General features: G+C 67.9%; 19 protein-coding genes and 1 riboswitch. Of the genes, 8 read left to right on the top strand and 11 right to left on the bottom strand.

The genetic code is table 11. The annotated features are described in order from the left end of the window. The first annotated feature begins 22 nt into the window (after positions 1-22). Positions 23-208, top strand: a riboswitch (M-box (ykoK) riboswitch). Positions 209-480: 272 nt separating this feature from the next. Both ACEL92_RS26540 and ACEL92_RS26535 read left to right on the top strand, forming a co-directional pair. Further along, positions 481-690 carry a hypothetical protein gene (locus tag ACEL92_RS26540; RefSeq protein WP_374026433.1) on the top strand — a complete coding sequence of 70 codons (210 nt, stop codon included), beginning with the start codon at positions 481-483 and terminating at the stop codon, positions 688-690. Between the two features lie 19 nt (positions 691-709). After that, positions 710-2,464 (top strand): NRAMP family divalent metal transporter, encoded by a 1,755-nt coding sequence (locus tag ACEL92_RS26535; RefSeq protein WP_374023521.1) that lies wholly within the window; start codon positions 710-712, stop codon positions 2,462-2,464. On the opposite strand, the gene ACEL92_RS26530 is transcribed toward ACEL92_RS26535, so the two are convergent. The 3 genes from ACEL92_RS26530 to ACEL92_RS26520 all read right to left on the bottom strand — a co-directional run bounded on the left by ACEL92_RS26530 (position 2,456) and on the right by ACEL92_RS26520 (position 7,965). Further along, the gene (locus tag ACEL92_RS26530) at positions 2,456-3,400 is read right to left on the bottom strand and encodes an NADP-dependent oxidoreductase (RefSeq protein WP_374023520.1); all 945 of its coding nucleotides are present in this window, start codon (positions 3,398-3,400) and stop codon (positions 2,456-2,458) included. The two genes, ACEL92_RS26535 and ACEL92_RS26530, sit on opposite strands and share 9 nt — an antisense overlap. 76 nt (positions 3,401-3,476) lie before the next feature. Beyond that, entirely contained in the window at positions 3,477-7,067 is a 3,591-nt protein-coding gene (gene car / locus ACEL92_RS26525; protein WP_374023519.1) for a carboxylic acid reductase, read from the bottom strand. 142 nt (positions 7,068-7,209) lie between these two features. Further along, positions 7,210-7,965, bottom strand: a complete 756-nt coding sequence (locus ACEL92_RS26520) for a L,D-transpeptidase family protein (protein WP_374026398.1) — start codon at positions 7,963-7,965, stop codon at positions 7,210-7,212. A gap of 396 nt (positions 7,966-8,361) precedes the next feature. Here ACEL92_RS26520 and ACEL92_RS26515 point away from each other — a divergent pair, with 396 nt between their 5' ends. Beyond that, a complete protein-coding gene (locus ACEL92_RS26515; protein WP_374023518.1) occupies positions 8,362-9,294 on the top strand; it encodes a LysR family transcriptional regulator in 933 nt (310 codons plus the stop codon). Here the strand turns inward: ACEL92_RS26515 and oxc are convergent. After that, on the bottom strand, positions 9,278-11,008 hold the full coding sequence (gene oxc / locus ACEL92_RS26510) for an oxalyl-CoA decarboxylase (protein WP_374023517.1): 1,731 nt from the start codon (positions 11,006-11,008) through the stop codon (positions 9,278-9,280). The two genes, ACEL92_RS26515 and oxc, sit on opposite strands and share 17 nt — an antisense overlap. Positions 11,009-11,261: 253 nt before the next feature. On the opposite strand from oxc, the gene ACEL92_RS26505 reads away from it, so the two are divergent. Then, positions 11,262-12,851 carry a FadD7 family fatty acid--CoA ligase gene (locus tag ACEL92_RS26505; RefSeq protein WP_374023516.1) on the top strand — a complete coding sequence of 530 codons (1,590 nt, stop codon included), beginning with the start codon at positions 11,262-11,264 and terminating at the stop codon, positions 12,849-12,851. A gap of 4 nt (positions 12,852-12,855) precedes the next feature. Here the strand turns inward: ACEL92_RS26505 and ACEL92_RS26500 are convergent, their stop codons facing one another. Both ACEL92_RS26500 and ACEL92_RS26495 read right to left on the bottom strand, forming a co-directional pair. Beyond that, on the bottom strand, positions 12,856-15,015 hold the full coding sequence (locus tag ACEL92_RS26500) for an elongation factor G-like protein EF-G2 (RefSeq protein WP_374023515.1): 2,160 nt from the start codon (positions 15,013-15,015) through the stop codon (positions 12,856-12,858). 142 nt (positions 15,016-15,157) lie between these two features. Further along, entirely contained in the window at positions 15,158-15,571 is a 414-nt protein-coding gene (locus tag ACEL92_RS26495; protein ID WP_374023514.1) for a TIGR03668 family PPOX class F420-dependent oxidoreductase, read from the bottom strand. Between the two features lie 142 nt (positions 15,572-15,713). Between ACEL92_RS26495 and ACEL92_RS26490 the strand changes: the two genes are divergently transcribed. The 4 genes from ACEL92_RS26490 (at position 15,714) to ACEL92_RS26475 (ending at position 20,772) form a co-directional block, all read left to right on the top strand. Then, complete coding sequence (locus ACEL92_RS26490) at positions 15,714-16,757, top strand: S1C family serine protease (RefSeq protein WP_374023513.1); 1,044 nt, start codon at positions 15,714-15,716, stop codon at positions 16,755-16,757. 121 nt (positions 16,758-16,878) lie between these two features. Then, positions 16,879-18,651 carry a maltose alpha-D-glucosyltransferase gene (gene treS / locus ACEL92_RS26485; RefSeq protein ID WP_374023512.1) on the top strand — a complete coding sequence of 591 codons (1,773 nt, stop codon included), beginning with the start codon at positions 16,879-16,881 and terminating at the stop codon, positions 18,649-18,651. Then, entirely contained in the window at positions 18,648-19,997 is a 1,350-nt protein-coding gene (locus tag ACEL92_RS26480) for a maltokinase (RefSeq protein WP_374023511.1), read from the top strand. The genes treS and ACEL92_RS26480 overlap by 4 nt, the downstream gene beginning before the upstream one ends. Before the next feature lie 64 nt (positions 19,998-20,061). Beyond that, a complete protein-coding gene (locus ACEL92_RS26475; protein WP_374023510.1) occupies positions 20,062-20,772 on the top strand; it encodes a YoaK family protein in 711 nt (236 codons plus the stop codon). 37 nt (positions 20,773-20,809) lie between these two features. Here ACEL92_RS26475 and ag85C read toward each other — a convergent pair whose 3' ends face one another. The 5 genes from ag85C to ACEL92_RS26450 form a co-directional block, all read right to left on the bottom strand. Next, entirely contained in the window at positions 20,810-21,859 is a 1,050-nt protein-coding gene (gene ag85C, locus ACEL92_RS26470; protein WP_374023509.1) for a diacylglycerol acyltransferase/mycolyltransferase Ag85C, read from the bottom strand. A 232-nt stretch (positions 21,860-22,091) separates the two neighbouring features. Then, a complete protein-coding gene (locus tag ACEL92_RS26465; RefSeq protein ID WP_374023508.1) occupies positions 22,092-22,910 on the bottom strand; it encodes an ABC transporter permease in 819 nt (272 codons plus the stop codon). Next, positions 22,900-23,727 (bottom strand): ATP-binding cassette domain-containing protein, encoded by an 828-nt coding sequence (locus ACEL92_RS26460; protein WP_374023507.1) that lies wholly within the window; start codon positions 23,725-23,727, stop codon positions 22,900-22,902. The genes ACEL92_RS26465 and ACEL92_RS26460 overlap by 11 nt, the downstream gene beginning before the upstream one ends. Further along, complete coding sequence (locus ACEL92_RS26455; RefSeq protein ID WP_374023506.1) at positions 23,724-24,182, bottom strand: MarR family winged helix-turn-helix transcriptional regulator; 459 nt, start codon at positions 24,180-24,182, stop codon at positions 23,724-23,726. Before ACEL92_RS26455 ends, ACEL92_RS26460 begins: the two co-directional genes overlap by 4 nt. A 57-nt stretch (positions 24,183-24,239) precedes the next feature. Beyond that, entirely contained in the window at positions 24,240-24,737 is a 498-nt protein-coding gene (locus ACEL92_RS26450; protein ID WP_374023505.1) for a metallophosphoesterase, read from the bottom strand. Between the last annotated feature and the right edge of the window lie 495 nt (positions 24,738-25,232).

Here is a 25,232-nt window from a genome sequence, read left to right as displayed (position 1 = left end):
CCGCGGTGTACAAAGGTGTTCGCAAGCACCTCGGTAGGTGAGGCGTCTGCACGGACACAGGCCACTGACCCCGAACGTCGAGAGACGCCCCGGGTCAGGACAGCTCTTCCCGGACCCAAGGGTTGAGCCCAAGTGGCTTCTGGAACGACCATCGGTCGAGTTCCGGATACGCCGTGCAGTGCCGAAGCTCCGACGAGAGGGGTGCGGTCGGCGGCGTTTCGCCGGCATTGGCTCCTCTCCCGTCACAGGTGACATGTGATGACACCTGCGCGTGTCGTGGCCGTGAGGAGGTGAGGGCGAGATGAGTCCAGGCGATAGTCCCTATCCGAAATCCGTCTTGTCCCGATCTGGTTCCGGCATTCCTTCTGCCGCTTGAGTTTTCGCGGTCATCGTCGGTAAATCGCGCGCCTAGGCGCCCGCGAGCTGCCGTTGCTGCCCGCCTCTTCTGAGCCGATCGGGCCTCCCTTGAAGGAGAAGATCATGGCTTTTGTTGTTACACACCGTGTTACCGGCCGCACCGGGGGGCGTGGCCGGGCCTTGCTGCGGTCGGCACGCCTGCTGGCGACCAAGTTGCACGCGCGGAGCGCCCTGACTCCCCAGGAGCGGGCCAACCTCTACGTGTCGCGGATGCCGATCGCGGTGGTCACGGCCTCGCTCGGCGGACACCCCTCGACCGGCGACCGCCGGTGACGATTCGGGCGAACACACCATGAGCGCTGTCTCATCCGAGGCCCTCGGCGCCGTCGACGCGGCCGCGCCGCCGACTCCGGCGGCGGCACACGCCGGCGACATCGTCGGCGCGTTCGGCCGTATCGGGCGCGACGGCGCCGGGGCCACCGGCGGTCGCTGGCGCCGCCTGCGCACGCTGATGGTCATCAGCGGTCCCGGGTTGATCGTGATGGTCGGGGACAACGACGCCGGCGGTGTCGCGACCTACGCGCAGGCCGGTCAGAACTACGGGATGGCGCTGTTGTGGACGCTCGCGTTGCTGATCCCGGTGCTGTACGTCAACCAGGAGATGGTGCTCAGGCTCGGCGCGATTACCCGAGTTGGGCACGCGCGCTTGATCTTCGAGCGCTTCGGCAAGTTCTGGGGCGCGTTCAGCGTCGGGGACCTGCTGGTCCTGAATGCGTTGACGATCGTCACCGAATTCATCGGTGTCGCGCTGGCGCTCGGATTCCTCGGTTGCCCCAAGGTGATTGCGGTCCCGGCCGCCGCCGTCCTGCTCTTCGCGGTGGTGGCCGGGGGATCGTTCCGCCGCTGGGAGGGGCTGATGTTCCTGCTGATCGCGGTGAACGTCCTCGTCATTCCGATGGTGCTGTTGGTGCACCCGTCGGCGAGTAGGGTTGCGAGCGGCCTGGTTCCGGGCTTCGCGGGCGGGGTCAACTCCACTGTGTTGCTGTTGGTGATCGCCATCGTGGGCACCACGGTCGCGCCGTGGCAGCTGTTCTTCCAGCAGTCCAACGTGGTGGACAAGCGCATCACCGCCCGCTGGATGGGCTATGCCCGAGCCGATTTGGTGATCGGAATCGTCGTGGTCATGGTCGGCGCGACCGCGCTCATGGCGGTCACCGCCTTCGGTCTGGCAGGCACGCCGGAGGTGGGCCACTTCGCCGACGCCGGCGCGGTAGCGGCAGGGTTGTCCAGGCACCTCGGCGGCACGGTCGGCACGCTGTTCGCGATCGTCCTGCTCGACGCATCGCTGATCGGCGCGAACGCCATCGGGCTGGCCACCACCTATGCCATCGGAGACGCGATGGGCAAGAGACATTCGCTGCACTGGAAGATCAGCGAGGCTCCCTTGTTCTACGGCGGCTACGCGCTGCTGCTCGTGGTGTCGGCGGCTGTCGCGTTCAGCCCCGACCACGTCCTGGGTCTGGTAACCCAGGGTGTGCAGGCCCTCGCCGGTGTCCTACTGCCCTCGGCCACCGTGTTTTTGGTGCTGCTGTGCAACGACCGCGCGCTGCTGGGGCCCTGGGCGAACAGCGTGCGGCAGAACATCGTCGCCTGGACCATCGTGTGGGCGCTGGTGCTGCTGTCGCTGGCGCTGACGGCGACGACGTTCTTCCCCGGACTCGCGACGTCGACCATCGAGGCCGGGCTGGCGGTAGGCGCGGCGATCGGCGTGATCGGCGGCGCCGCCGTCATCGTCGCCGGCCGCCGCGACACCGAGTTGCGCGATGCCGAGGCCATGGTGCGGGAGCTCGGCGGCGGCCTCGACCCCGAGCAGGTAGACGAACTCGACGACACCCCAACGCTTACCCGCGCCGAACGCCGCGCCGTCCGCCGGCAGGACCGGATGAATTGGCAGACCCCCAGCCTCGCCGGTTTGGCCCGCCCGGCCATGTCGCCCGCTCGCCGGGCGGGGCTGTTCACCCTGCGGGCTTATCTGGTCGTCGCAGTCGCGCTGGTGGTGGTCAAAGTCGTGCAGGCCGGAGTCGTCGGGCCCGCCGCGTCATTGTGAATCCGTAGGCAGCAGAACAATCTTGCCGCGGGTGTGGCGCTTCTCGAGTTCTTCGTAGGCGTCGGCGACCCGATCGAGCGGATAGGTGGCGGCGACTTCGAAATCGATCGCGCCACTGGCGACGAGGTCGGCCATCTCGGCCAACACCTCCGGCGTCGACGCTTCGGCGCTGCCTTCGGTCTTGGCGCCCACCTCGGCGGCCTTCTGGAACGAGATGATGGTGTCGATTCGCTCGGGTGGGACTCCGAGATCGACGGCGAGCTGCACGTAGTCGGGGCTGAACAGGTCGATGAACGCGTCGATTCCGGACGGTGCCGCCTCGCGCAGCCGATCGGCCAGCCCGTCCCCATACGGGATCGGAATGACGCCGTGGGCGCGCAGCCAGTCGGCGTTGCCCGGTCCGGCGATGCCGAGCACCCGCGCCCCGCGGCGCACCAGAAGCTGCACGGCGATGCTCCCCACACCGCCCGCGGCCGCCGAGACGCCGACTGTCTCACCCGGTTGCGGTGCCACCGCCCGGACGGCCGCGTACGCCGTCGCGCCGACGACGTAGAGCGAACCCGCCACCTCCCAACTGAGTTGAGGCGGTTTGCGAATCAGCTGGCCCACCGGAACCGCGGTGTGGGTCGCGTGGCTGGATCGGCGGAAGCTGAACCCCAAAACCTCGTCGCCGACCGCGAATTCGCCGACCCCGGGGCCTACCTCGGTGACGACCCCGGCAAGGTCGCTGCCCTCCCCGGACGGAAAGGTCGCGGGAAACATCTCATGCATCGCCCCGATGCGGATGGCCGCCTCGCCGGGGTTGATCCCGGCGGCCCGGACCTCGACGACCACCTCGCCGGGGCCGGGCCTGGGCATGTCGACGTCGGCCACGTACAACACGTCGCGGCCCCCGTACCGGTCGAACCGTACGGCGCGCGCGGCAGCAGCCGCCATGGCGATCCCCTCTCACCGTGAGCATCATTCCCTCACGCCAGCATAGGCGCGCAAAAACGGGTGCCCGGCTAACCCGCTACACCAGCCCGAGCAACCGCAGGTCGAACACGTACTTGGCGATCAAGTCGGCCGATAGGTGTGGAATGTCCTTGTCGGCACCGATTTTGGCTGCCTTTACCGCCGCGCGGAAAACGTCGGTCGGGGCAGGCGCCCCGCGCAGCGGCCTCTCCGGCTGGCGGTAGGCGTCCAGCAACGGCAGCACTGATTGTTGCCGCTGCTTGTCCGGCAGGGCCCGCAGCGCCGTACCGAATCGCCGGAGCCACTCGTCGTAATCGTCGATGCGCCGGATGTCGTGGCCGTCGGCGATCAACCAGTCCACGAACACATCCAGGGAGATGCCGTCGTCGTGCGGGTTCATCACGTCGAAGGAGCGGAATGTCTCGGACGGCTCCGGCTCGTCGTCGGTCGTCGCGAGCTGCTCGCCGAGCGCCGTCACCGCCTCGGCCACGAAGTCCGCGGGCAGGCCGTCGTAGTGGGCCCGGGCCCGCTCGCCGGTGGCGGTGGTCTGGTAGAACGACGCAGGCGCGATGCCCGTGACCAGCAGGCTGAAGATCAACCGGGTGAAGGCATCGGGCACGTTCAGTTGCCCGGCGTAGCGGCTGTGGGCGAGGATCATGTCGGACCGGAAGACGGCGACCGGCAGCTCGCACAGGTCGTGCGCCTCGCGCAGCAGCACCTCTCCGGCCCACTTGCTGTTGGCGTACCCGTTGGCGTAGTCGGATCCGATCGGCCGCACCGGGCTGATCGTGCGGATATCGCCGTCTTCGGTGAACTCGGTGGGATCAACCGACATCGCCACCGCGACCGTCGACAGATAGGTCACCGGTTTGATGCGCGCGGTAAGCGCGAGGCGGATGATTTCGGCGGTGCCAACAACATTGGGGCCGAACAGCTGGTCGTACGGCAGCACGTGATTGACCAGCGCCCCGGGGTGGACGATCATGTCGACGCTGCGGGCCAGCCGGTCCCACGTCGCCTGATCCAGCCCCAGCTTCGGCTCGCCGATGTCACCGGCGATCACCTCGAGGTGCTCGGCCGCCAATTCGCGGAATCGATCGACCAGATGCGGATCGCCACTGCGGTAGACCTCTTCGAGCCGCTTGCCGGCCGCCGCGGCACTGGCGCCGCGAACGATGCAGACGAGTGTTCCGCCGGTCTCGGCGAGCCGCTCCAACCATTCCAGGCACAGGAACCGGCCGAGATAACCGTTGGCGCCGGTCAACAGCACCGTGTGCGGCGTGCCGGTGGCCCGCGGCAGGGTCGGAGCCTCGGCCAGGGTCTTCGGGTCGAGAAACTTGTCCAAGCGGAGATCGGCAGCGCGGGCCTCGGTGGCGTGCCTCCCGTGCACGGACGCGAACGTCGGTCGCCGCGAACCCGATCGGCGTTCGGCCTCAACAAAATCCGCGAGCTGAGCCAAATCGGTGGCCGGGCCGGTGATCATCCCCACCGGCACTTCGACGTCGAAGATGTCCTGCAGCAGGTTGGAAAAGGTCAACGCCGACAACGAGTCTCCGCCGAGTTCGACGAACAGGGCGTCCGGCTCGGGCGGGCCGCCGGCGAGGCCGAGCAGTGCCTCCGCGGCGCGGGACAGCGTGTCGATGACCGGCCGGTCCGCCGCTTCCTCACGCAGCGCCCGCAACTCGGTCACGCGATTGGCGGCCAGGTCCGCGTACAGCTGCTCGAGCCGCTGGCCGAAGTGTTCCTTGAGCTTCGGCCGGAGTAGCTTGCCCACCCCGGACAGCAGGCCGTTGTCCTCGCTGAACGGCTCGACCTCGACGAGAAAGTCGGCAGGCACCTCGTAGGACTGCAACTCGGCGAGTTTGGCTGCCTGGCGCAGGGATTCGTGCAGGGCGGCCTTGAGCCCGTCGGCGTCAGCGGCGAAGCGTTCCAGCGCGTCGGCGGTCGGCACGATGACGGCCAGCAGGTAGGGGCGTTCGCTGTTGCCGTAGACAAAGATCTGGCGAATCAGCGCCGCGCTGCTGAACACGGCCTCCAGGCGGGCGACCGCGACGAATTCGCCTTGGGCGAGCTTTAATACGTTGTTGCGCCGGTCGACATAGGCGAGCCGGTTCGGCTCCAGCTCGGCCATCACGTCGCCGGTTCGGTAATAGCCCTGCGCGTCGAAGGCGTCAGCGGTGACGTCCGGGCGCTTGAAGTATCCGGGTGTTGCCGTCAGCGACTTGACCAGCAGCTCACCCCGGGGAAAGGGTTTGTCGGTAAGGAAATATCCCAATTCGGGGACGTCGATGAGCTTGTAATCCAGTACCGGCGGCGCGGCGATCCGGCCGTCCTTGGTCACCATCCCGACCTCGGTCAGCCCGTAGCCGTCGAGGACGTGGACATCGAGGCAACTCTCCACGAAGGTCCTCATCTCGGCCGCCAGCGGCGCGGTGCCGCAGAAGGCGGTGACGATGCGCCCGCCCAAGACCCGTTCGCGCAACTCGGTGCGCGCCCCGGCTTCCGCGGATTCCGGATCGGCGCCCTGGGTGACCCGCCGGTCGACGGCGCTTTGGTAGCGCTGGTACAGCATTTCCGCGACCCGGGGTACCAGGCCCATTTCGGTGGGGCGCACCAGGTTCCAGTCGTCGAACAGCGTGGACAGGTCGCTCTCGGGCACGAAGTAGCTGGTGCCGCCCGCCTGGAACGCCGTCAACAGCGGGATACGCCCGCCGAGGTGGTTGAGCGGCATGAAATTGACGTTGAAGACGGGGATGTCGGCGAAGTCGGGCATCAGCTCGTTGGTCCACAGCTTGCACAGCATGCGCTCGGTGTACATGGCGCCCTTGGGCAGTCCGGTGCTGCCCGATGTGTACATGATCATGGCCAGCCGCTCATCGGTTTCGCCGGCGTACGCCGGCTCGGGCGGCAGGGCGCGGCCGCGCTCGATCAGCTCGTCGAACGTCTCGATCGTCACCGACATGCCGGAGGCCGAGAGCTTGGCCCGCGCACGCGCCAAAGCCTCGCGCTGATCATCGATTTGGGGCGAGTAGTCGATTACCACCAGGCGCCGCAGCGACGCGCTTCCCAGCGCCGCTTCGACGGCCAGGTCGAGGTAACCGGCGCCCGTCGCGAGCACGCGCGGCTCGACCTCGGCGATGATGGGCCGCAACCGGGAAGCCGCCGCGTTGTGCTGCAGCGGCACCGCGACCAACCCGAGGTACCCGCAAACCAGATCCAGGGTCAGGTACTCGGCGCTGGCGAAACCGACTGTGGCAACGAAATTTCCCGGGGTCACCGGGTTAGCGGTGTCGTGCCGCCAAGCGGTGGCGATCGCTCCCACGTTGGCCCACAGGTCACGGTAGCTGATCGTCTCGAACCGGGGATCCAATTGCGCAGTGGTGCGGCCGCTTTCGGGATCGGTGACCAACGAGCGTGCCCGCCAGCCCAGAGCCGGGCGATCGGCGTAACCGTCGACGAGGGTCTGCAGGATCTCGGTCAGCCGCAGCCCCGGCTGGCGCGCCGCCCGCTGGACCGCCGGGTCCGGTTTGGCGCTGCGGAACTGCTCGTCCTCGGCGTCCAGTCGGAGAATCCGGCCTGCCGCCCGGTCGCGCGCTGGGCTGCTCGCACCCGCAACGGCGGGTCCTTCGTGCTCCGCATCACCGGTCATGAACAGCCTCCCGCTCGGATCCTCGCCCTACCGGAAACTCACCGGCGCAGGCCAGACTTCCGTTCAACCGTGTGACGGTAATCACAGTGGGAGCAAGGGGTGGGCCGCACGGCTTTCCAACAGGTCGCCTGCGCGGCCGGGGTCAGGCGACGACCTGGATCGGGTCGCCCACGTTCACCTGGTTGAAGTACCAGGCGGCATTGTCGGGGCTGAGGTTGATGCAGCCGTGGCTGACGTTGGCGTAACCCTGGGAGTCGACCGACCAGGGCGCGGAATGCACGTAGACGCCGCTCCATGTGACGCGGACGGCGTATTGGGCGGTGATCTTGTATCCCTCGGGTGAACTCAGCGGGATGCCGATGGTCCGCGAATCCATCACGACGGACCGCTCCTTTTCCAGCGCGGTGAAGTTGCCGATCGGGGTGGGCCGGCTGGGCTTGCCCATCGAAGCGGGCATGGTGCGCAGAACCTCGCCGTTGCGGCTGACGGTGAAGGTATGCCCGGAGATGCTGGCAACGCCGAGAAGCGCGTCACCGGTGTCGAATCCGGTCGTGAGGGCCTGGATCCCGACCGAGACGTGGGTGTGGGGAGGCCAGTATTGGTCGGGCACCCACTGCACGATGTCGTCCTTGACCCATTCGAAGTGTCCCGGCGTGTTGCTCGGCGACGTCACGTGGATGGACCGCTCGGCGGCGGCGCGGTCACCGACGGGTGCCGTGAAAGTCACCACCACCGGGTGCGCGACCCCAACCACCGCGCCGTCGGCCGGCAAAACCGCGGCGATCCCGGGCATGGGCTGGGGCGCCGGAATGGCGGCGTGGCTGCGGCCGGTCGCTCCGACAAGGCCCAGCGTCGTGATCGCGACCATAACAAACAGATAACGAACACCGCGGCGCATGGCGTCCACCCTTCGGTATGGTGCGATAAACACCAGATTATTCTACTGGCTGTCCCGGCGCTGCCGCTTTCAGCAAACTCTGACGGGTTCGCCGCTCGACGGTAGCGATCCGATCATCGCTTGGATTCCGCCATGTCGATGGGTGGTCGGTTCATGGCGGGCCCTGGCCCGGTTTGACGAGAATTGCCACTATCGGCGGAAGATAAACGGCCGGCTTACGCGGCGGTTGCCGTCGTTCGGGCGGTTGCCCACCGGCGCAGTGGCTTTCGCGGTGTGGCCGGGTTCGGCTCGCCTGCGCGGTCGCGTGCCGTCGGCGCCCTCATGGGCCCGCTGGTTGGCCGGGGCGCCGGTGACGCGTTAGCCTCAGCAAAACTCCTTCGGGCAAAGGAGGTGCGGGTGCTCTTTCGTCAGCTGGAGTATTTCGTCGCGGTCGCGCAGGAGCGCCACTTCGCCCGCGCGGCCGAGAAGTGCTTCGTCTCGCAACCGGCGCTGTCCGCCGCGATCGCGAAGCTGGAACGGGAGCTGAACGTCACGCTGATCAATCGCGGCCACAGTTTCGAGGGCCTCACACCCGAAGGGGAGCGGTTGGTGGTGTGGGCCAGGCGGATTCTCGCCGAGCACGACGCGTTCAAGGCCGAGGTGCATGCGGTGCGGTCCGGCATCACCGGGATGCTCCGGTTGGGGACGGTGCCGACCGCGTCCACGACAGCCTCGCTGGTGCTCTCCGCGTTCTGCTCGGAGCACCCATTGGCGAAGGTGCACATCCTTTCCCGGCTGGCCGGCACCGAACTGTACCGGCGGCTACGGGAATTCGAACTGGACGCCGCGATCGTGCACGGGGAGCCCGATGAGGCCCATGGGGTGAACCTGGTGCCGCTGTACCGGGAGCACTATGTGCTGCTGTCCCCGGCGGACATGTTGGGGTCCGCCGCATCGACGATGACCTGGCCGGAGGCTGCGCAGCTTCCCCTGGCGTTGCTCACCCCAGAGATGCGGGACCGCCAGATCATCGACAAGGCCTTCGCCGACCACGCCATCGAAGTGTCCCCTCAGGTCGAAACCGACTCGGTCGCTTCGCTATTCGCACAGGTCGCCGCGGGCAACTGGGCGTGCATCGTGCCGCACACCTGGCTGTGGACGTCGCCGCTGGGCCCGGAGGTCCGCGCAGTGCAGATGGTCGACCCAGTGCTCACGGCGGACATCGCCCTGGCTACCAATGCCGGCGGCCCGGGGTCGCCGATCGCCCGGGCGCTCGCCGCCTCCGCCGCTCAGCTGTCGCTGAACGAGTTCTTCGACGCGCAGCTATCACGCATCACCCACCGGCGTTGACCGCTTTGCTGGTCGGGTTCAGGCTCGCCAGATGCCCGCTCTCCACCCCCGCCGCCGGGTCGAGTTCGCAGTCGATGATCGCCGGCGCGCGAGAGCCGATCGCCTCGCACAACGCCGAGCGCAACTCCGACGGGGTGGTCACGTGATATCCCTTGCCGCCGAACGCCTCCGCGATCAGCTCGTGTCGCGCCCGCGCGTTGAGCACCGTCGGTGCCGGGTCGGAACCGTGGGGGGCCTCGTCACCGCGGTAGACGCCACCATTGTTGAGAATGACGACGGTCACCGGCAGGCGGTAGCGGCAGATGGTCTCGACTTCCATGCCGCTGAAGCCGAATGCGCTGTCCCCCTCGATGGCGACCACGGGCTGGCCGGTCTCGACGGCGGCGGCGATGGCGTACCCCATGCCGATGCCCATGACGCCCCAGGTGCCCGTGTCCAGCCGGTGCCGCGGTAGCTCCATGCCGATGACGTTGCGGGCCAGGTCCAGCGCATTGGCGCCCTCGTTGACCACGTAAGCCTCCGGGTTGTCCTGCAGGACGGCGCGAATCGCACCAAGCGCGTTGTAGAAGCGCATCGGGTGGGGGTCTTCGGCCAGCCGCTCGCGCATCTTGGCGTCGTTGCGGGCGGTGCGTTCGGCCAGCTCCTCGGTCCATTCCGCGGGCACGGTGACGGGGTGGTCGGCCAAGCCGTCACGCAACGCCGTCATCACCGAGCCGATGTCACCGGCCAGCGGCGCCGCGATGGGCTGATTGCTGTCGAACTCCGCAGGCGCTATGTCGACCTGGATGAACTTGGCTGCTGCCGACCACTGCGGAGAATCCCCGTGCCCGAGAAGCCAATTCAGCCGGGCGCCGACCAACAACACGGCGTCGGCGCGGGCAACTGCGAGCGAACGCGCGGCCGCGGCGGACTGTGGGTGCGAATCAGGCAGCAGGCCCTTGGCCATAGACATCGGCAGAAACGGAATCCCGCTGATCTCCACGAATTCTCGAATCACGTTGTCCGCCTCGGCATATGCTGCCCCCTTGCCTAGAACGATCAACGGTCGCTGCGCACTCGCCAGCACCCGCAGTGCGCGCTCGACCGCCTGGGGTGCGGGCAGCTGCCGGGGCGCCGGGTCGACGATCCGCCAAACGGTGTCCGCGCCGGCCGCGGCGTCCATGGCTTGCCCTAGCACGTCACCGGGGATGTCCAGGTACACGCCGCCGGGGCGGCCGGAGACCGCGGTGCGCATGGCGCGCGCGACGCCGCGCCCGATGTCCTCGATCCGGTTGATCCGGTAGGCGGCCTTCGCGAACGGCCGTGCGGCGTTGAGCTGGTCGATGTCCTGATAGTCACCGCGTTGCAGATCGACCAGCGCCCGATTGCTGGAGCCCGAGATCTGGATCATCGGAAAGCAATTCGTGGTGGCGTTGGCGAGCGCCGGCAACCCGTTGAGGAATCCGGGCCCGGAGGTCGTGAGGCATACGCCCGGCCGGCGGGTGAGGAATCCGGCGGCCGCCGCCGCGTTGCCGGCCGAAGTCTCCTGCCGGAAGCCGATGTAGCGGATGCCAGCTGCCTGCGCGACCCGGGCGAGGTCGGTGATCGGTATGCCGACGATCCCGTAAATGGTGTCCACGTCGTTGGCCTTGAGCGCCTCCGCCACGAGGTGGAAGCCGTCGATCAGCCGCGCCGAACCGTGCGCCTGGCCGGGCGATGCCGAAACTGCGGTCATGGTGGTGACTCCTCACGTCTGGTCGCAGGTGAAGTACAGCCTGCGCCTCACTCTGACCCCGCGTCCGGCCGGTGTCCAAGACGGGGTCGCTATGCCGCGATTCACGTCGTCTATCGGCGCTGGCCACCGGCGCTTCAGCGCATCGATAGCCGTTGGTTATCGGTCGTGAGTGATTCGGTATTGGACGGGTGCGCGCCTCACCCGGCATGGTTCGAGCAGTTGCTTGTGACGGCGAAGCGAAAGGAGCGAAGCGATGAGGACTGAGGCGATCGTCAGCAGCGAAGCCCCGGCGTCGGCGGAGACCGGGGGTGCGCGCATCGGGGATCTGGTCGAGCAGGTGGCACGCCGGTCCCCGGAGGCGCCAGCCCTTGTCGTCACCGCCGAGCGGATACCGCTCAGCTATCGCGATCTGCTCCGGCTGGTGGACGACCTGGCCGGGCAGCTGCGGCGGGCCGGGCTCGAGGCGGGTGACCGCGTCGCGCTGCGCTCCGCAAGCAACGCCGAATTCGTCGTCGGGCTGCTGGCGGCTTCACGGGCCGATCTGGTCGCGGTTCCGCTGGATCCGGCCCTGCCGGTCGGCGAGCAGCGCACCCGCAGCGAGGCCGTTGGGGCCAGGGCGGTGCTCGTCGACGGCGACGCGCCCGACGACCACGGCGAACAGGCCCTTCCGTGGTGGCCGTTCGCGGTCACGGTCGGTGCTACGGAAGGCGCCCCGACGGTGCGCCTGACAGCGACCACAACTGCGGCGCAAAGCTTTTCGACGCCGCAGGGGCTGCGAGACGACGACGCCATGATCATGTTCACCGGCGGCACCACCGGCACGCCGAAGATGGTCCCGTGGACGCGCGGCAACGTCGCCGCCTCCGTGCGGGCGATCATCGCCGGATACGGCCTCGGGCCCCGCGACGCCACCGTGGCGGTGATGCCGCTCTACCACGGTCACGGCCTGCTCGCCGCGCTGCTGGCGACGCTGGTGTCCGGCGGCGTGGTGCTACTGCCCGCGCGTGGACGGTTCTCGGCCCACACTTTCTGGGACGACATCGACGCCGTCGGCGCCACCTGGTACACGGCGGTGCCGACGATCCACCAGATCCTCTTGGAGCGAGCCAACAACGTTCGGCCGGGCAACGCCGCGTTGCGGTTCATCCGCAGCTGCAGCGCGCCGCTGACCGCCGAAGCGGCACAGGAGCTGCAAGACACGTTCGGCGCCCCGGTGGTCTGCGCCTTTGGCATGACCGAGGCCACCCATCAGGTGGCGACAACCGAAATCGGCCACGCCGAAAACCCCGGCGCCACAGCCGGTCTCGTCGGCCGATCGACGGGGCCGGAAATCAGGATCGTCGGGCCCGACGGCCGGCCCGTGCCGGCGGGAGAGGTCGGCGAGGTCTGGCTGCAGGGACCCACCGTGGTCCGGGGCTACCTGGGTGACCCGGCGATCACGGCGGCCAATTTCACCGACGGGTGGCTGCGCACCGGTGACCTGGGAACGCTGTCGGCGACGGGCGAGCTGATCATCCGCGGCCGCATCAAGGAGCTCATCAACCGGGGCGGGGAGAAGATCTCCCCGGAACGCGTCGAGGCCGTGCTCGGTACCCATCCCGGCGTGCTGGAGGTCGCCGTCTTCGGGGTCCCCGACAAGCTGTACGGCGAGGCGGTGGCCGCGGCGATCGTCCCTCGGGGATCCGCCGCACCGACCGCGGAGGAGCTCGCGGCGTACGGCCGCGACCGGCTGGCGCCGTTCGAGGTGCCGGCCAGCTTTCAGCTGGCGGCGGAGCTGCCGCACACCGCGAAGGGCTCACTGGACCGCCGCGCCGTCGCCGACCAGTTCGGCGGCGGGGCGTGACGATTCAGACGCTGGCCTTGACCCGGGTGGCCGCGGCCTCCGGCATGGGCTCGTAACGGGCGAAGGCGCGGGTGAACGACGCGGCCCCGTGCGCCAGCGAACGCAAATCGATCGCGTAGCGCGTCAACTCCACCTGGGGCACCTCGGCTTTGACCAGCGTGCGTTCGTGGCCCGCGGTGTCGGTGCCGAGCACCCGGCCGCGCCGGCCCGAGAGGTCGCCCATCACCGCGCCGACGAAGTCGTCGGGAACCAGTACGGCGACTTCGTCGATGGGCTCGAGCAGGCTCACCTTGGTCGCCGCGGCCGCCTCGCGCAGCGCCAAAGCGCCCGCCGCCTGGAACGCGAAGTCCGACGAGTCCACGCTGTGGGCCTTGCCGTCGAGCAGGGTCACCCGGATGTCGACGACGGGATAGCCGGCGTGCACGCCTTTTTCCATCTGCGCGCGCACGCCCTTCTCCACGCTGGGGATGAATTGCCGGGGCACCGCCCCGCCGACCACCTTGTCGACGAACTCGAATCCGGCCCCCTCCGGCAGCGGTTCCACTTCGATGTCACACACCGCGTATTGGCCGTGCCCGCCCGACTGCTTGACGTGGCGGCCATGCCCTTTCGCCTTGCCGCCGAAGGTTTCTCGTAGCGGCACGCGAAGCTCCACGGTGTCGACGGTGACGCCGTACCGGTTGGCCAGCGCGTCGAGAACAACCCCGGCGTGGGCTTCGCCCATGCACCACAACACGATCTGGTGGGTTTCGGAGTTCTGCTCGATCCGCAGCGTCGGATCCTCGGCGGCCAGCCGGCCCAGCCCGACCGACAGTTTGTCCTCGTCGGTCTTGGCGTGCGCCTGGATCGCCACCGGCAAGAGCGGCTCGGGCATCGTCCACGGCTTCAGGACGAGCGGCTCCGCCTTGTCCGAGAGGGTGTCGCCGGTCTCGGCCCGGCTCAACTTGCCGATGGCGCAGATGTCGCCCGCCACCACGGCGCTCGCGGGGCGCTGCTGCTTGCCGAGCGGGAACGACAGCGCCCCGACGCGTTCGTCTTCGTCGTGGTCTGGGTGTGTGCTGCCGTTCCCGTTGACGGAGCCGAAGAAGGACGCAAAATGGCCCGACACATGGACCGTCGTGTCGGGCCTGATGGTCCCGGAGAACACCCGGACCAGGCTTAGCCTTCCCACGTAGGGGTCCGACGTCGTCTTCACCACCTCAGCGAGCAGGGGAGCGTCGGGGTCGCAGCTCAACGTCGCGTGCGGGGCGCCCTGCGGCGTAAACACTTCCGGCAGTGGGTGTTCCATCGGGGACGGGAAGCCGCGCGTGGCGACCTCCAGCAATTCCAGCGTGCCGACGCCGGTGCTGCTGCACACCGGGATCACCGGGAAGAAGGAACCCCTCGCGACCGCCCGCTCCAGGTCCTCGATCAGCACCGCCTCGTCGATGGACTCCCCGCCCAGATAGCGATCCATCAGCGACTCGTCCTCGGACTCTTCGATGATGCCCTCGATCAGGGTCCCGCGCGCCTCCTCGATCCGGTCGGCGTCGGAGGGATCGGCCGGCTGTTCGGTCCGCTTGCCGTCGGAATAGTGGTAGCGCGTCTGCGACAGCAACCCGATCAGGCCCTCGCAGGACGGCAGGCCGATCGGAAGGTAGAGCGGTAATACCTTGTCGCCGAATGCATTCTGGGCGGCGGCCAGCGCCTCGGAATAACTGGCCCGGGTGTGGTCGAGCTTGGTGATCACCACCGCGCGGGGCATGCCGACCTGGTCGCATTCCTGCCACAGTGACTTGGTGGGTTCGTCGACGCCCTCGTTGGCCGCGATCACGAACAACGCGCAATCCGCGGCGCGTAACCCGGCCCGCAGCTCGCCGACGAAGTCGGCGTATCCGGGCGTGTCGACCAGGTTGATCTTGACGCCGTGGTGGCCCAGGGACGCGACGGCAACGCCGACGGACCGCTGCTGGCGGATCTCGGCGTCGTCGTAGTCGGAGACCGTGCTGCCGTCGGTGACGGAGCCCGCCCTGGTCAGCACCCCGCCGGCGACCAACAGCGCCTCGACCAGGGTGGTCTTGCCCCCACCGGACGGCCCCACCAGGACGATGTTGCGCACATCGCCGGGACTGTTAACGGAGGGGGCGGCCGCTGCGCCCTGGGAAGCATTCGCCTTGTCCGCCATGACGTTCCTCCAGTTCTCCCCGGCCGCGGCGCCGAGGGGTGCGCCCAGCGCGGTGTGTCCTAGCTCACAGGATCTAGAAGCAACTTTTCCCCCAACCGCGGCCCAACACAAGGCCACGGGCCGGACACAAATGCGTGCGCGGTCAGGCGTGCCAGCTCGACCAGCTGCGCACCGCGATCGCGATTACCGGCCCGTCCAACGAAACAGATTGATACTGAGGGTATTTGGCGCGCAGCAGCCGGTATGCGGACTCCATCGCCGGGCCGTCGGCGTGGATGGTGGCCGTGCCGTCGACCCGAACCCACCACAACTGCGTCCAATCGTCGGCGTAGTGGTCGACCAGCAGGCTCACGTGGGGGTTTTGTTCGATGTTGGCCAGCCGCCGCAGCCGCCGCGTCGCCTTCGGTTTCGCGTCGACGGCGGTGTACACCACGTCGGCCGGGTCGGCCACGGCGAATACCACCGGCACCAGGTGGGGGCGACCATCGGGCGTGATCGTGGCCAGCCGGGCCACCGGAGACCGCGTCAACCTGGACTTTGGGTCGAATTCGCCCACCGTGTCAGCCTAGGCGCCGAACGCAACCTCGCCACTGCCATGAATAGCTACCTGCATTACGGTTATATACACACAGTTGTGCCGCCCAGAACCGCAAGGCCGGGACAGTTTGTGTTTACCGCGAAGCAGGAAGGGTGACGGGATGAGCAAATCGCACCACCGCTCGGTCTGGTGGTCATGGTTGGTCAGTGTGCTGGCTGTGGTCGGACTGGGCGTCGGTTTGGGCACCGTACCCGCGGCCGCATCGCCGTTCCCCGCGCCCCAGGCCCCCCTCGACCCGGCGGCATTGGCCGGGCAGGTGGGGCCGCAGGTGGTCAACATCAATACGAAGTTCGGCTACAACAACGCCGTGGGGGCCGGCACCGGCATCGTGATCGACCCCAACGGTGTCGTGTTGACCAACAATCACGTCATCTCCGGCGCGACCGACATCAGCGCCTTCGACGTCGGCAACGGGCAGACGTACGCCGTCGACGTGGTCGGCTACGACCGCAGCCAGGACGTCGCGGTGTTGCAGCTCCGCGGGGCCGCCGGCCTCCCGACCGCCGCGATCGGCGGCGGCGTCACGGTGGGCGAGCCCGTCGTCGCGATGGGCAACGCCGGCGGCCAGGGCGGAACACCCAGCGCGGTGTCCGGCAAAGTCATCGCGCTCAACCAATCGGTCTCCGCGACCGACACGCTGACCGGCGCCAACGAGTCGCTGGGCGGCCTGATCCAGGCCGACACGCCGATCCGGCCCGGTGACTCGGGCGGCCCGCTGGTGAACAACGCGGGGCAGGTCGTCGGTGTGAACACCGCTGCCACCGACAACTACAAGATGTCGGGCGGGCAGGGCTTTGCCATCCCAATCGGGCGGGCCATGGGCGTGGCCGGCCAGATCAGGTCGGGCGCCGGCTCCAACACCGTGCACATCGGCCCGACCGCCTTCCTCGGGCTCGGCGTGACCGACAACGGCAACGGCGCGCGCGTCGAACGGGTGGTCAACACCGGACCCGCGGGCGCGGCCGGCATCGCCCCCGGCGACGTCATCACCGGAGTCGACAGCGTCCCGATCACCGGGGCCACCTCGATGACCGATGTGCTCATCCCGCACCATCCCGGTGACACGATCGCGGTGCATTACCGCGCCGCGGCGGGCGGCGACCGCACCGTCAGCGTGACGCTGGCGGAAGGACCTCCGGCCTGACGGCCCCGCGGATGGTGCCCGACTGGCGCTCAATCATTTTGGCGCCATGGGTTTTTCGTCACATGTCAGCGAGCGTGGTTCCGAATGTCGCGCCTCGGGTATCCGTGGCATCGTGGATTTGATGAACGACGCACGAGAAGCTGTCGAGCACCATCCCGCGGGAGGAAGTCACGTCGAGGGGGGTGTCGTCGAGCACCCCGACTCCGACGATTTCACCAACGCCGCCGCGCTACCCACCGACCCGACGTGGTTCAAGCACGCCGTGTTCTACGAGGTGCTGGTCCGCGCGTTCTTCGACGCCAACGCGGACGGGTCCGGCGACCTGCGCGGACTGCTTGGACGCCTGGACTACCTGCAGTGGCTCGGGATCGATTGCATCTGGCTGCCGCCCTTCTACGACTCGCCGCTTCGCGATGGCGGGTATGACATCCGCGACTTCTACAAGGTGCTGCCCGAGTTCGGGACGGTCGAAGACTTCGTCGCGCTGCTGAATGCCGCGCACGAACGGGGGATCCGGGTGATCACCGACCTCGTGATGAACCACACATCGGATTCGCACCCCTGGTTTCAGGAGTCCCGGCATGACCCGGACGGCCCGTACGGCGACTTCTACGTGTGGAGCGACACCAGCGAGAAGTACACCGATGCCCGGATCATCTTCGTCGACACCGAGGAGTCCAACTGGACCTTCGACCCGGTGCGCAAGCAGTTCTACTGGCACCGGTTCTTCTCGCACCAGCCGGACCTGAACTACGAGAACCCGGCCGTCCAGGAAGCCATGATCGACGTTCTGCGCTTCTGGCTCGGCCTGGGCATCGACGGATTCCGGCTGGACGCCGTGCCCTACCTGTTCGAGCGGGAGGGCACCAACTGCGAGAACCTGCCGGAGACGCACGCCTTCCTCAAGCGGGTCCGCAAGGTCATCGACGACGAGTTCCCGGGACGGGTGCTACTCGCCGAGGCCAACCAGTGGCCGGCCGACGTGGTCGAGTACTTCGGCGACCCCACCACCGGCGGCGACGAATGCCATATGGCGTTTCACTTCCCGCTGATGCCGCGCATCTTCATGGCGGTGCGCCGCGAGTCACGCATCCCGATCTCGGAGATCCTGGCGCAGACTCCGGAGATCCCCGAAATGGCGCAATGGGGAATCTTCCTGCGCAACCACGACGAGCTGACGCTGGAGATGGTCACCGACGAAGAGCGTGACTACATGTACTCCGAGTACGCCAAGGATCCTCGGATGAAGGCCAACGTCGGGATCCGGCGTCGCCTTGCGCCCCTGCTGGACAACGACCGCAACCAGATCGAGCTGTTCACCGCCCTGCTGCTATCGCTGCCCGGCTCGCCCGTCCTGTACTACGGCGACGAGATCGGCATGGGCGACGTCATCTGGTTGGGTGATCGCGACGGCGTGCGCACCCCGATGCAGTGGACACCGGACCGCAACGCGGGGTTTTCCAAGGCCAACCCTGGCCGGCTCTACCTGCCGGCCAGCCAGGACTCCGTCTACGGCTATCAGGCCGTCAACGTCGAGGCCCAGCGCGACACGTCGACGTCGCTGCTCAACTTCACCCGGATGATGCTGGCCGTGCGGCGCCGCCACGAGGCCTTCGCCGTCGGCACATTCGAGGAATTGGGGGGATCCAACCCGTCGGTGCTGGCATTCGTGCGCCAGGTCCCGGGCGGCGGCGACACGGTGTTGTGCGTCAACAACCTGTCCCGGTTTCCCCAGCCAATCGAACTGAACCTGCAGCACTGGAGCGGTTGCACGCCGGTGGAGCTGACCGGGCACGTCGAATTCCCGCGGATCGGGCACCTGCCCTACCTGCTGACGTTGCCCGGACACGGCTTCTACTGGTTCCAGCTGACTGCGTGTGAGGAGGACGCATGACTGATCCTGCCAAGCTGCCGTGGTCGGATTGGCTGCCCCAGCAACGGTGGTACGCCGGCCGTAACCGGGAGTTGACCTCCGCCGACGCCGCGGTGATCGTGCCTTTCCGCGACAACCTGGACCTGGTGTTGGTCGACGCCCAGTACGCCGACGGCTCGTCGGAGCGCTACCAGGTCATGGTGCAATGGGACGCCGGTCCGGTTTCCGAATACAGCACCGTGGCCACCATCGGTGCCGCCGGCGACCGCACGGGCTTCGATGCCCTCTACGACACCGACGCGCCGCGGTTTCTGCTGTCGCTGATCGACTCGTCGGCCGTTCTGACGGCGGATGGCACCGAAGTGAGGTTCGTCAAGGAGCCCGACGTCGAGCTGCCGCTGGAGGCGATGCCGCACGTCTCGGACGCCGAGCAGAGCAATACCAGCGTGATCTTCGACCGCGCCGCGATTTTCAAGGCGTTCCGGCGGGTCAACAGCGGGATCAACCCGGACATCGAACTGAACCGGGTGCTGGGCCGCGCCGGCAACCCGCACGTGGCCCGGCTGCTCGGTACCTACGAGCTGGCCGGCCCGGACGGCGCGGCGGACGAGACGTGGCCGCTCGGCATGGTGACCGAGTTTGCGTCCAACGCCGCCGAAGGGTGGGCCATGGCCACTGCCAGCGTCCGCGACCTGTTCGCGGAGGGCGACCTGTACGCCCACGAGGTCGGTGGCGACTTCGCGGGCGAGTCCCGCCGGCTCGGCGAGGCGGTGGCGTCGGTGCACGCCACGCTGGCCGAATCCCTCGGAACGGCGGAGTCGGCGTTCCCGGTCGACACCGTGCTGGCGCGGCTCGCGTCGACCGTGGCGAAGGTGCCCGAGCTGCAGGAGTACGCGGCGACCATCGAGGATCGGTTCGCCAAGCTCGCCGGCCAGACGATCACCGTCCAGCGGGTGCATGGCGACCTGCACCTCGGTCAGGTGCTGCGCACTCCGGAGAGCTGGCTGCTGATCGACTTCGAGGGGGAACCGGGGCAGCCGCTCGACGAACGCCGCGCGCCGGATTCCCCATTGCGCGACGTGGCCGGCGTGCTGCGGTCGTTCGAATACGCCGCTTACGGACCGTTGGTGGATCAGGCGGACGACAAACAACTGGCCGCCCGCGCACGGGAGTGGGTCGAGCGCAACAGGACCGCTTTCTGCGAGGGCTACGCCGCCGCGTCGGGAACCGACCCGCGAGATGCGGCTGACGTGCTGGCCGCCTACGAGCTCGACAAGGCGGTGTACGAGGCCGGCTACGAGGCGCGGCACCGGCCCGGCTGGCTCCCGATCCCGCTGCGCTCCATCGCCCGGCTCACCAACTCTTAGGCGCAAGATAGGAATTCGCTATGCGTCCCCTGCGGGGTCGGCGAGCGTCTGACAGCATGTCAGCGTGGCAAGCGAAACCTTCAACAGCGAGGCGCGGCTGTCGTGGGTGCTGGCGGTGCTGGCCGGTGTGGTGGGCGCTATCTCCTTCACCCACTCCGCGGGCTACTTCGTGGTTTTCATCACCGGTAACGCCCAGCGCGCCGTGCTCGGTTACTTCACGGGGCAGGGGTGGCTGGCCGCGAGCGCCGGGTTCCTGATTGCGGCGTTCGTCGCCGGCGTGGTCGTTGCGTCGCTGTGCCGGCGGTTCTTCTGGGTGGACCATCCGCATGGCCCGACGGTGCTGACCACCTTCAGTTTGGCGGCCGCCACCGTTGTCGACGTCCTCGATGAGGGTTGGGAGGACAACCTCGTCGATTTCTTGCCGATGATGCTGCTGGCGTTCGGCACCGGGGCGTTGAACACCTCTTTTGTCAAAGATGGCGAGGTTTCGGTGCCGTTGAGCTATGTGACCGGCACGACCGTCAAGATGGGCCAGGGCATCGAGCGCCACATCGCCGGCGGCGGAAGCATTTCGGACTGGCTCGGTTACTTCCTGCTGTTGGCCAGCTTTGTCGTGGGCGCGGCGGTCGGCGGCTTCATCAGTGTCGTCGTCAACGGGACCTGGATGCTGGTGATGGCCACGGCCCTTTGTGCGGTAACGACCGGGTACACCTACTTTCACCAGGACCGGCGCGCCCTGTTGATGCAACGTTCCGACAAAAAGCATCGGCAGTAGCGCTGACCGGTGCGCTACTGCCGATGCTGGTCGGGGGTCAGGCGGCTGGCTGAGCCGGCTGAGCCGGCTGAGCCGATTGCGCCGGCTGGGCCGTGGTGTTGCTGGCCAGCAGCACCTGTTGAATGTCGGGCTTCATGGCGACCAGCTGCTGGTTCCAGTAGGGCCACGAGTGCGTCCCGTTGGCCGGGAAGTTGAACGTCCCGTTGCGTCCGCCGGCCGCGGCGTAGCTGTTCTGGAACTGCTGGTTGGTGCGCAGCGTGAGGCCTTCCAGGAACTTGGCTGGCATGTTGTCGCCGCCCAGGTCGCTCGGGGTCCCGTTGCCGCAGTAAACCCAGATCCGGGTGTTGTTGGCGACCAGCCGTGGGATCTGGACCATCGGGTCGTTGCGCTTCCACGCCGGGTCGGTTGACGGGCCCCACATGCTGTTGGCGTTGTAGCCACCCGAGTCGTTCATCGCCAGCCCGATCAGCGTCGGCCACCAACCTTCGGACGGGTTGAGGAAGCCCGAAAGCGAAGCGGCGTAGGGGAACTGCTGCGGGTAGTAGGCGGCCAGGATCAGGGCGGAACCGCCGGACATCGACAGGCCCACCGCGGCGTTACCGGCGGGGGAGATCTGCTTGTTGGCCTGCAGCCACAGCGGCATCTCCTGGGTCAGGAACGTCTCCCACTTGTAGGTGTAGTTCTGACCGTTGCCCGACGACGGCTGGTACCAGTTGCTGTAGAAGCTGGACTGGCCGCCGACCGGCATCACCACCGACAGGCCGGACTGGTAGAACTCCTCGAATGCCGGGGTGTTGATGTCCCAGCCGTTGTAGTCGTCCTGGGCGCGCAAGCCGTCGAGCAGGTAGACCGCGTGGGGACCGCCGCCCTCGAACTGGACCTTGATGTTGCGGCCCATCGACGGTGATGGCACCTCCAGGTATTCCACCGGCAGGCCCGGTTTCGAGAACGCCCCCGCGGTAGCCGAGCCGCCGACGGCAGTGACGAGGCCGGACATCAGGGCAGCCCCCACAGCCGCGACCGCGAGCTGGCGCGGCATGGCCGCCGCGGCGCCACGCAACTTCCGCAACTCTGAAAAGAACTTCATAGCTCTCTACCCATCCCAACTTTCGTTTGCCGCGTGCCGCGGTCGAATGCCTTCGCTGGGCAGTGAAACACGGCGAGAGGGGGCGAATCGCCTGTCAGGGCCGCAGCTTCGGATCGCGGTTGGCTAACGATTGGGAGTCGGCCGGGAATCGTTGCATTACGGTCACGATTGGTTATCGAAACCCGTCGGCGTACTTCCGGGCCGTCGCCGAATCGGCTAACGCCGCGCGCCGCTAGGCGACGAGGCGGCGCAATAGCGTTGAGGCGGCGGCGATTCCGAGCACGGCCGCCACTACCAGCACGATGACGTCCATCGGGTTGAAGGGCGTGCCGATGAGTAGGCCGCGCAGGGCGTCTACCTCGTAGCTGAGCGGGTTGACCCGGCTCAACACGTGCAGCCACGCCGGCATGACGTCGACCGGGTACAACGCGTTGGAGGCGAAGAACAACGGCATCGTGATGGCCTGGCCTATGCCCATCAGGCGATCACGGTTGCGCACCAGGCCGGCGAGCGTCATCGACAGGCACGCAAAGAACGCGGCACCCAACATGACGACCGCCATGGCCGCGACGATCCGCAGCGGGTTCACCGTCAGGCCGACGTTCATCAGGTACGCCAACGCCATCACGCCGACCACCTGGGCGACCGAACGCACCCCGGCCGCGAACGCCTTGCCGGTGACCAACGCGGACGCGGGCGCGGGCGTCACCATCAGCTTGGCGAGGACGCCGGCGTCGCGATCCCAAATGATCTGTATCCCACAGAAAATCGAGATGAACAGCGCGGACTGGGCGATGATCCCCGGCGCCAGGAAGGCCAGGTAGGACACCGACCCGGTGTGGATGACGTGCAGGTGGCTGAACGTGGTCCCGAAGATGAGCAGCCACAACGCCGGCTGCACCATTCGCGTGACGAGTTCGGTCCTGTCGTGCTGCAACTTCTGCAGCTCGACGATCGCGAACGCGCCGATACGGCTGATCACGGCGCCCACGCGTTGCCATCCGCGCGGCGCGCGGACCAGGGCACCTGGCATGGCGCTATCAACCGACACGGCGCGCAACCTTTCTCGCGGAACGGATTTCGCGGAACGAGGCGTCGGACTCGGTGGGCTCCCCGTCCGCCAAGTCCGACGCCGCGTAGTGGCGGAACACGTCCTCGAGGGTCGCCCGCGGCGACACCGTCGACTTCAGCTTCGCGGGTGTACCCACCGCCCGTAGCTCACCACGGTGCATCAGGGCGACCCGATCGCAAAGCGCGTCGGCCTCCTCCATGTAGTGGGTGGTGAGCAGCACGGTCATCCCGAACTGCGCCTGCATTTTCTGCACTTGCGTCCACACGCCGTCGCGGGCGATCGGATCGAGCCCGACGGTCGGTTCGTCGAGAATCAACAGCGACGGGCGGTTGACCAGCGCCTGCGCCACCTCGAGGCGGCGAACCATTCCGCCGGAATAGGCCGCAGCCAGCCGGTCGGCCACCTCAAGCAGGTCCATCGCGGCCAGCGCCTGCTCGGCGCGGTCGGAACGTTCGGCCCGGGGCACCCCGTACAGCCGCGCGAACCACTCGACGTTCTGCCGGCCCGTCAACGCCGGTTCGATCGAGAGTTGTTGCGGCACATAGCCGATATTGCTGCGAATGTCGGTGGTTTGGCGGCGGGCGTCCAGCCCGAAGATGCGTAACTCGCCCTGCTGCACCGGGGCCAGCGTGGTGAGCATCCGGACCATGGTGGTCTTGCCGGCGCCGTTCGGGCCGAGCATCCCCATGGTTTCGCCGGTTCGTACCTGCAACGTGACGTCGTTGACGGCGGTGAACTGGCCATATCGGTAGGTCAGGTGCCTGGCGTCGACCGCCATCGGCAATGAACCGCTCATCGTCGCTCCTGCAATGTCTGGGTCATCAGCTCGATGACCTCCAATCCTCTTGTCAAAGACTCGATTTGGTTGTCGTCGAGTTCGGCGAGCGCGTCGGCCAGCACCGCCCGACGCGCGGCCCGAGACGCGTCGACGATCTCCTGGGCCGGTTCGGCCAGGTTCAGCCGGCCGACCCTGCGGTCCGGGTCGCCGACGGTGCGGACGAGCAGTCCGCCGGAGACCAACTTCGAGACCAGGGTCGACGCGGTGTTGGGGGCCAGCCCGAGCTCGGCGGCGGCCGCGTTGACGGAGATGCCGGGTTGCCGAGCCACCAGCCACAACAGCTCGGACTGCGACTCGGTCAGCGCCGACGAGTCGAAGCCACGCCCGGCCGTGCGGCGCAGCTGCCGGCGGAACCTGCCGACAACGCGAAACACGTCGGTGACCACGTCCGTTGTTGACTGCACCTTTTCCATAATACCTCTATAGCCGAGCTATTTATGTGGGGAAGCTGTGCAGTAGGTATGTACCCCTTACTTAGGGAGGCGATGCAGGACCACGTCGACCAGGGCCGCGTCATCGACGCGGGCGGTCATGTAGGTGCAGTGGGGCTGCCGGCGGCGATCCGTCGGCGAACCGGGATTGAGCAGGCGCAACCCCGTGTCGGTGCGGCTGTCCCAGGGAATGTGGCTGTGCCCGAACACCAGGACCTGGGTGTCGGGATACAGCCGTGACATCCGGGTCTCCCGCCCGGCCGCCGCGCCCGTCTCGTGCACCACGGTGAACCGCACGCCCGCCAGCGTGGCGTCCGCCAGCTCGGGCAACCGGGCCCGCAGTTCGGGGCCGTCGTTGTTTCCCCAGCACGCCACCAGCCGGGCCGACCTGCGTTCGAGTTCGTCGAGCAGTTCGGGAACCACCCAGTCACCGGCGTGCACGACGACGTCGGCCGCGTCGACCTCGTCCCATACCCGCGCGGGCAGGTCGCGGGCGCGTTTCGGGACGTGGGTGTCGGAAATCAGCAGCAGCCTCACAGCCCCATCTTGCGCCAGCGGCATGTCACCCGACCGGCGTGGCGGGTTCGGTGGCGGGCGCATCGGCCCGCTCACCGAGGAGGCGAGCCAACCGGGCGGCGCGGCCCGAAGGCGGCGCCGAGGACGGGAACCGCATCAACCTCGGGGTCGGCTTCCACTACTACGTGCGACGGGATCGGCGCGCTCGGCGGCTCGAAACAGCCTGCGGCGCAGGGGGTTAGCCTTGCTGACTCCGCGCTTCAGCACCCGTTTCCCCGGCGTCGAAGGAGTCATCGGAACCGGCTGCCCCGACATACGAGCCGTCAGCCTCTCCGGCCGCGTCGCGCGACCTGGACTCGTGGGTCTCAGGTTCCACGTCCGACTCGGCTTTGTGGCCCTTATTCTCAGCCATTCGTTTCCTTCCGGTGGGGCGGCTAACTCTGACGGGTTCCCCCCTCCTGCGCCGCCAAACTGCGACGAGTCGGACGGTTCGCCACAAATCCCAAACCGCTTGCC

It is taken from the genome of Mycobacterium hainanense (genome assembly GCF_041890355.1).
In the GTDB taxonomy this organism is placed as follows: Bacteria; Actinomycetota; Actinomycetes; order Mycobacteriales; family Mycobacteriaceae; genus Mycobacterium; species Mycobacterium hainanense.
The sequence above is the reverse complement of the archived record's forward strand: the minus strand, read 5'-3'. Positions and strand labels throughout refer to the sequence as shown.

Bases quoted from the DNA above. Each gene is read 5' to 3' on its own strand.
- ACEL92_RS26540 (WP_374026433.1), top strand. From the start codon at position 481: ATGGCTTTTGTTGTTACACACCGTGTTACCGGCCGCACCGGGGGGCGT.
- ACEL92_RS26535 (WP_374023521.1), top strand. From the start codon at position 710: ATGAGCGCTGTCTCATCCGAGGCCCTCGGCGCCGTCGACGCGGCCGCG.
- ACEL92_RS26530 (WP_374023520.1), bottom strand. From the start codon at position 3,400: ATGGCGGCTGCTGCCGCGCGCGCCGTACGGTTCGACCGGTACGGGGGC.
- car (WP_374023519.1), bottom strand. From the start codon at position 7,067: ATGACCGGTGATGCGGAGCACGAAGGACCCGCCGTTGCGGGTGCGAGC.
- ACEL92_RS26520 (WP_374026398.1), bottom strand. From the start codon at position 7,965: ATGCGCCGCGGTGTTCGTTATCTGTTTGTTATGGTCGCGATCACGACG.
- oxc (WP_374023517.1), bottom strand. From the start codon at position 11,008: ATGACCGCAGTTTCGGCATCGCCCGGCCAGGCGCACGGTTCGGCGCGG.
- ACEL92_RS26505 (WP_374023516.1), top strand. From the start codon at position 11,262: ATGAGGACTGAGGCGATCGTCAGCAGCGAAGCCCCGGCGTCGGCGGAG.
- ACEL92_RS26500 (WP_374023515.1), bottom strand. From the start codon at position 15,015: ATGGCGGACAAGGCGAATGCTTCCCAGGGCGCAGCGGCCGCCCCCTCC.
- ACEL92_RS26490 (WP_374023513.1), top strand. From the start codon at position 15,714: ATGAGCAAATCGCACCACCGCTCGGTCTGGTGGTCATGGTTGGTCAGT.
- treS (WP_374023512.1), top strand. From the start codon at position 16,879: ATGAACGACGCACGAGAAGCTGTCGAGCACCATCCCGCGGGAGGAAGT.
- ACEL92_RS26480 (WP_374023511.1), top strand. From the start codon at position 18,648: ATGACTGATCCTGCCAAGCTGCCGTGGTCGGATTGGCTGCCCCAGCAA.
- ag85C (WP_374023509.1), bottom strand. From the start codon at position 21,859: ATGAAGTTCTTTTCAGAGTTGCGGAAGTTGCGTGGCGCCGCGGCGGCC.
- ACEL92_RS26460 (WP_374023507.1), bottom strand. From the start codon at position 23,727: ATGAGCGGTTCATTGCCGATGGCGGTCGACGCCAGGCACCTGACCTAC.
- ACEL92_RS26455 (WP_374023506.1), bottom strand. From the start codon at position 24,182: ATGGAAAAGGTGCAGTCAACAACGGACGTGGTCACCGACGTGTTTCGC.